This is a genomic window from Chryseobacterium sp. SIMBA_038 (assembly GCF_046535115.1).
Lineage (GTDB): Bacteria > Bacteroidota > Bacteroidia > Flavobacteriales > Weeksellaceae > Chryseobacterium.
The window spans coordinates 1-309 of the sequence record NZ_JAWRXH010000087.1 but is presented as its reverse complement, the minus strand read 5'-3'; the positions used below and the strand labels follow the sequence as shown (position 1 = coordinate 309).

1 protein-coding gene is annotated in these 309 nt (G+C 57.9%); it reads left to right on the top strand.

The window, feature by feature from the left end; genetic code table 11:
* On the top strand, positions 1-198 hold a 198-nt coding region (locus tag SB689_RS22835), incomplete at its 5' end, for a hypothetical protein (RefSeq protein ID WP_410694356.1).
* Positions 199-309 lie beyond the last annotated feature (111 nt).

The window sequence follows — 309 nt, the reverse complement described above, 5'->3', positions numbered from 1 at the left end:
CCCGACGATCAAGGCGCTCTCGGTCAAGAGCAGGACGACGTCGTCGTTCGCGCAGACATGGAGTCGGTCGAGCAGTGTCTGGTACTTGTGCAGGGACAGGGCTTGAGGGCCGCGTGGCACATCACACGCGTCGTCCACATAGTGGGGATAGCCTCGCGAGTCTGCATAGGCCCGATGGTTGGCAACGCTCGTAGGTGAATGCTCGGCGAGAAAGCTCAGGACGAAACAAGTCGGCATGATCTAAGAGAAAAAGAAGAAAACCGGGAGACATCGAGTCAGTTCAGGATTCTCGATCTCCCCCGGTCTCAC